This is a genomic window from Vogesella fluminis (genome assembly GCF_014652335.1).
Taxonomy (GTDB): domain Bacteria; phylum Pseudomonadota; class Gammaproteobacteria; order Burkholderiales; family Chromobacteriaceae; genus Vogesella; species Vogesella fluminis.
Window position 1 is genome coordinate 1 of the sequence record NZ_BMYP01000074.1, and the last position, 5,777, is coordinate 5,777.

Annotated in this window: 5 protein-coding genes; all 5 read right to left on the reverse strand. The window is 51.7% G+C overall.

What is annotated here, in order from left to right; all coding sequences use genetic code 11:
• Positions 1-201: 201 nt before the first annotated feature.
• Positions 202-699: a 3'-5' exoribonuclease gene (locus IE083_RS15165; protein WP_189354874.1), complete on the reverse strand. Its 498-nt coding sequence runs from the start codon at positions 697-699 to the stop codon at positions 202-204.
• Positions 700-954: 255 nt separating this feature from the next.
• Positions 955-1,686 carry a type IV toxin-antitoxin system AbiEi family antitoxin domain-containing protein gene (locus IE083_RS15170; protein ID WP_189354875.1) on the reverse strand — a complete coding sequence of 244 codons (732 nt, stop codon included), beginning with the start codon at positions 1,684-1,686 and terminating at the stop codon, positions 955-957.
• A gap of 176 nt (positions 1,687-1,862) precedes the next feature.
• A complete protein-coding gene (locus tag IE083_RS15175; protein WP_189354876.1) occupies positions 1,863-3,257 on the reverse strand; it encodes an ATP-binding protein in 1,395 nt (464 codons plus the stop codon).
• A gap of 6 nt (positions 3,258-3,263) precedes the next feature.
• Entirely contained in the window at positions 3,264-5,270 is a 2,007-nt protein-coding gene (locus tag IE083_RS15180; protein ID WP_189354877.1) for a TnsB C-terminal domain-containing protein, read from the reverse strand.
• The gene (locus IE083_RS15185) at positions 5,267-5,677 is read right to left on the reverse strand and encodes a PDDEXK family nuclease (RefSeq protein WP_189354878.1); all 411 of its coding nucleotides are present in this window, start codon (positions 5,675-5,677) and stop codon (positions 5,267-5,269) included. The genes IE083_RS15180 and IE083_RS15185 overlap by 4 nt, the downstream gene beginning before the upstream one ends.
• Positions 5,678-5,777 lie beyond the last annotated feature (100 nt).

Here is a 5,777-nt window from a genome sequence, read left to right on the forward strand (position 1 = left end):
GAGTTCGTCGATGGCCTCCTACCATCTGTCTGCATTTACACCACTTCCGTGGACTCTATCATCCGTTAAATCGGTTCTGCCCTTCAAAGCGATTCGCTGCAGCATGGCATGTAGCCACCTGCACAACGTAAACACTTGCCACATGCCTTCAGTTGGAGGCCTGTACAGTTTGCTGAAATTGCCCAGCAAGCGCGGTGCTATTCAGTACCGCTCCATTGCCTGCCTCCCTGACACGAACCCAGATCGTAATGCATGAGCATCTGCCAAGGCATGATGCGGGGGGAGCTCTACACAGTAAGCTTCAGCCAATGCGCGCTGAAAAACCTCCGTCCCCATCACCTCGGGGGTCAACAGCCATTTCTCCCCCAGGTTGTCCGGAAATGGCAGGCCTGCTTCTCCTTGCAGGGCATCAGCGAGCAGGTCCCAGTCAGCGGCATAATCGAACACCAACGTAACAGACTGGTCGAAAGCGGCAAACCAGCTGTGCAGCCGGGTTGTCAGCTCCTGTGCGGAGCAGCTGGCATTCTCCATGCGACCTAACAGGGGAAGGACGTAGGCGCGAACGAAGTCACTGCAATCTTCACGACGATAGTCATTCCGCTCGGCATAGAACTCACGGCCATTCTCAGCCACCAAGCCGATCGAAATCAGCTCAATCTGGATGAAATCCGTGAACTCGCAATCAACAAAGACAAGCATGTGATCCCCCTATCAGGTAGCGGCACTTGGGAGACACCTATATATAAGTAGCAGAACGCCCCGATCAGCTACCTGCCCCAGAGCATCAGCACGGGCTGCCCCTCCTGGAACTACGGCTCTCGTCCCATGCGGCCCAGTACTTCATCCCTGACGCCGCGAATGGCGCCAATCAACGGGGCAAAATACAACCGTGGGCCTTCCTTTACCGCCAGCCAAAATTCCTGCACAAACCTGCGCATGATTGTGCTCCTTTCATCATGGTTTCAGCGTCAGCCGTTCACCTTGCTTGGTCAGCACCGACCAACGTTTGCCTTTGCTAATGCGGTCAACGTGCTTCTGTAAGTCACGCCCCCATTCGTAGCCAGCAGCCAACCCCAGGTCACGCACCAGCCGTACAACCTTCACCCGGGGGCAATGTAAAAGCAGCTCATCTAGCACGGGAACCCGTAGGGTTCGCAGGGACACCGCCAAATTGTTGGCCTCTTCTAATGATTGGCCTTTTCCGACGTCCGATACCAGTTCAAGCAGCCCCCTTTCGACGCTTGAAACGAGCACGCCCGGATGGCCAAGCGGCAGGGGAGTCAGCCATGACTCGTATGCCAGCCCCTTATCAAATAGCCGTGTGGTCTGGTAGGAGTAGAGCATGACGTCGCTGACCCACTCTGGAAACTTATAGGGCGTTCGCCCCCAGAGTTGTACCCGCTCCCTGAATGCGATGTTATGCCTTACCCCCCGCCATGCCAGGGCCGTCTTTCCCCCAACATGCAAACCGTGGATCTTTCGACTGAGGAAAACAATCACACCGTCGCGAGTAGGCTTGTCACCCGTCAACATGTACGCCCCTGACGACAGGCGGTACATCCACCCCTGCTGCACCAAATATGACGCCATCGCCAAGCTAACACCCAGCTCTGCCAGCTGCTTGGCATCCATCGGCTGCCCCTTCGGCGCCTCTTGCATCAAGCGTTGCATAGTATGTCGGGCCATCGTCGATCCAGCTGCATAGATTTTTCGTACATCTACCAAAGATGCTTTGAATTTTCCAACTTAAAACACGAAAATTCAGTGGCGCAACTTTGCCAGCCAATTACTTCCGGCCGCAGAAGGCGTTGACCAGGCTGATGGTCATCACTCCCACGAAAGCGCCAGCCCTGTGACTCCTTTCAGCCTTCATGGCCATAGTATTTCCGTCCGCCTTCCAGTAGTGCTTCAAGGGTCACCGGTGGGGCTTTTTTGCGCTTCTCCCCAGACGGTTTACGTCCGTTCCCTTCGGTCCCTTTCACTGTCCCACCGGCAGCGGCGTAAGTGCGTTTTTCTGCAGGAGTAAGAGCGGCAGCAGTTGCTTGATCGGTAATCTTCTCGATATGCCGTGCTTTCTGCTCCTCCGTCCTGATCTGCGTTTCTTCTGCATCCATTTCAAATGGAAAAATAAGGTCTTTGCGTGAACTGGGGCGTCCCAACTGGATACTGATCAGTTCTTCGACATCAACACGGTGCTCGCAGTATTCGCCAGAACAATAGGCCCATTCGATATCGTGCATAGTGGCCGTGTACCGGCTCTGCAGGCGAGCATGCCGATAGGCAATCCGGAAAAGATCGAGCAGCTTTCTTCGTAAACCAAAGGTATAGCAATGAAGAGGTTGGGCATCATTTTCTGGGTCAAAAGCCAGCGCGCCACCGGAAATCGCTATGCATTCCGCCAAGTACGCTTTCCACGCCTGAAAATCTTCAGGAACAGCAAGCATTTCAGGCAACAAAGGTACATGCCGCGAAAGCAGGCGATCTCGATCTTGCTGCCCCCTCTGTTTCAAACGATGCACCATGTCATAGTTGGACGCAAAAACTAGCGGTGGTCCAAGGTACGTCATCCCCAGTAATGTCGCTGTCACTGCAGTATTAGCCACTGTACTTTGAGTAAGGAACTGAAGCTCATCAAGAATCACAGCGGCGATACCATCACGAGCTGCCAATCTCTGTGCCAAAGCGAGTGCCCTTGTGACCGATTTCACTGTTTCCGGCTGCGGCGGTTCTTTGGGGTCATCCTCTACCACATCCCCCTCTTTGATGGGCAATACCAAACAGCTCTCAATAAATGCCTGCAAAATTTGATTGTCACGACAACCTCGATAGACTTTGTAATAAAAAAAAGTCCGCATCGGAAGATTGTGTCCACCACCTGCATCAATATAGCCAGTCTCATCAAACAAGCGACTCATGGCTTTCAGCAGAGTACTTTTCCCTACACCTGCCGGACCAGTAAGGCATATCGCTGGCAATGGATCGACTACCGGGTTGTAAAGTTGTCTCTTAAATGCCTTTTCATCTGAATATACCTGATCGGAAAAAGCGCTTGCCTCGGCAATAATTTGCCTGATTACATTTAGAGTCCTCGGCGTAAGAATAAAAATTTCACGTAGCGTATTCCATAACAGGTTTGCGGCCTCGTATGCAGGATACGCATCCAGATTTAGTAGCGGTGACGGGGTGAGTCGAGTACGGGCCTCGATCACCTCGTCACTTAGCCCCATAAACCTTGTTGCCCATGGAGTCACTGCCATACGGACCTACCTAGGCATCGTAGCTTTTTTAGTTACGCCAGCCGCTGCCTTTCGACTGCGAGACCGGTTCTTCTTGCCCGCACGCCAACGGCCAGCAGTCGGCGCTTTGCCGGTGGCGATCACACACGCTTTTCTGTAATTCATAGTGACAGCCACATTAAAATCTTCCTGTTTGGACTTACCCAGGTTTAGCGAGGATTTTTCGGATTTCAAATAATCTAGACCGACATACAATTGCTGCTCATCATCACGAATTGGCAACAGCGCCTGAACCTCGACTAACCGGTTATCAACCTCTATCCAGGCGAATTTCACACAGAGATTCATGGCATAGCCACTTACCTTGAGTGTCTGACCCTTGGGTATCCGGTCCCGAAAGCCTAAATCACACAACTCGGCAGAATCAAACCGGCGATGCTCCAGCTTGATACAGTCTCGGGTAACTGTGAATTTGACAGGGGTAAGGAATGCCCGGATTGCCTCTTCTACACTAATCTCATTGCCACTGGTTCTGGCTCGCCGATCTAAATAGACCCATATTGCCGTCGGATTAGGTGCGACCCCAGACCGTATCATATCGGGCGTCATACGCTCGCTTGCATCGCTACTCCAGTTATCCTTGATGGCACGGAGTATCTCGCGCTTTGCAGCCGCAACTGGCGTGAAATCGCTCTGATAGGTCATAGGAGCACCCTCCATTTGCGTCGTTCTGGGATGCGAGGACTCAACGGTAGCTTTGCTTTTCGGTTGGCATGAGCCAACCATTTCAACAAACGGAATCAGCTCTTTCCTCACCACCAAGTCCTTACCTGACCCAGGCCCCCGATCAACAATCGGTTGTGCAGGCAAACCTCGGCAGGGCCACTCTTCATCGCTAATCTCCACCCCAAATAGCCGACCAAAGTATGACTTTGGGACCGCTGCACAAAAAAGTCCCATTTTATACGCGGATATAACTTCTGCCCCCGGCGCAAAACCGATCCCAACCCGACAGTTAGTTGCTTGATCCGTAAATGTCACGCGGCAAAAACTATCGCCAAACGGTTGCCCATCGAAATCCGCCAGCTGTTCATCCAGGTAATCGCCATCTGCCTCTACCTTTTCGAAAATATTGGCAACGCCCTCGCTAAAACGCCCTACATCCGGTGTCATTTTATTACGTACGAGTGCGGCACCATACCGCGTTTCTCGCAACATATCCGGTTTAAACAATTTTCGAACTCGATAGCGAAACTGATTAATAGTCGGATAAGATTTACTATCTGGCGAAACAATGCGCAAGCTTTGCCCTTTACCTTGTACCGTACACCCAAACTCAGTTTCCAAAGTTCGGCTGTAAACTTCCCTCTCCGTCTTGCCAAGGCCAGCGTGTTTGGTATAGCCATCCCCAATTTTTTTCTCTATGTCTTTGTCAATCTTACACTTGCCGCGACAAACCGCACGAGCGGGGCGACCTGTCGAATAGTTCTTTCCCGGGCGCGGTGTCCGATCATACTGACCTATCCGGCAATAGCTTGGATAAAGAGCAGCAGGGTTTCTACCAAATACCAAATAACATGAAAACCAAAAACGGACCCGCGTCGCATTTTGACCTGGAGCATTCACCTTCACCCAGTCGGCAATGAACTTAGCCGGGTCAGAAGATGCAAAGATCTCTTTTTCCCTGGCAACCAGAGGTTGAATAATGCACTCTCGGTCCTCAGCACGCTCAAAGTTAGAGCGCTTCGCTCCCGTTCTTTCGGTCTCGAACGTATGAATATTCAAACCCTTAATGCGCTCAAGCCAGACCGGCATCTCATCTCTCGACGTCGAGATATGGCCATCAAGCAATCCTTGCTCAAAGTCTTCACGTTGGAAAAAATGAAAATCAGCTCGACGCGTATCTTTCGCAGTAACAAACTCAACACAGATAACCCGGCCATCAGGCGAGGAATTATTTAGTAGGTAGAGTGTCTGACTGCTGGAAATCGAACCGAAACCATCTGGAAATTTAAGCTGAGTGCCAACGTTCATTTTTCGCTCCTCGAGAAAAATTGCGCGTACTTGACATACCACGCTTCCTTCTCCGACTGCATAGGCGCATCGAACAAAACTGCGCGGAACAAATTAATCTGTAACTGACGGTACCAAACAGCCTGATAAAAAACAGTCAGACAGTCTTGCCGCAAGCAGTTGAACCGGCACATGAGCTCTTCAAGTAGATCGAGAGGAGAGTATTCGGTATCAATGATCTTGCGGTAGCACCTAATCATCTCGTTCTGAGAAGCCAAATTTAGCTTGGTTGGCCGAGACAGCCATGCCGCACACATTCTGAGATTGGCCACGAGTACCTTATCGAAGGTGATACCTGTGACCCGGTGTGTCGGAATCCCCGCCTGCGCATAACACTCCATTTCGATACGTAAACGGGCCTCCGCCATTTGTTGGCTTCCCAAACTTTGCCTTCTGAGTGGTCTCCTATTCGTAAGCGTCCGGCCCGCCCACCTTCCCAAACAGCTTAGTCGTTGCTTTGGGGGCGAA

What these genes read in the sequence shown, in the direction of transcription:
- IE083_RS15165 (WP_189354874.1), bottom strand. Translation starts at nt 699, where the DNA reads ATGCTTGTCTTTGTTGATTGCGAGTTCACGGATTTCATCCAGATTGAG.
- IE083_RS15185 (WP_189354878.1), bottom strand. Translation starts at nt 5,677, where the DNA reads ATGGCGGAGGCCCGTTTACGTATCGAAATGGAGTGTTATGCGCAGGCG.
- IE083_RS15180 (WP_189354877.1), bottom strand. Translation starts at nt 5,270, where the DNA reads ATGAACGTTGGCACTCAGCTTAAATTTCCAGATGGTTTCGGTTCGATT.
- IE083_RS15170 (WP_189354875.1), bottom strand. Translation starts at nt 1,686, where the DNA reads ATGGCCCGACATACTATGCAACGCTTGATGCAAGAGGCGCCGAAGGGG.
- IE083_RS15175 (WP_189354876.1), bottom strand. Translation starts at nt 3,257, where the DNA reads ATGGCAGTGACTCCATGGGCAACAAGGTTTATGGGGCTAAGTGACGAG.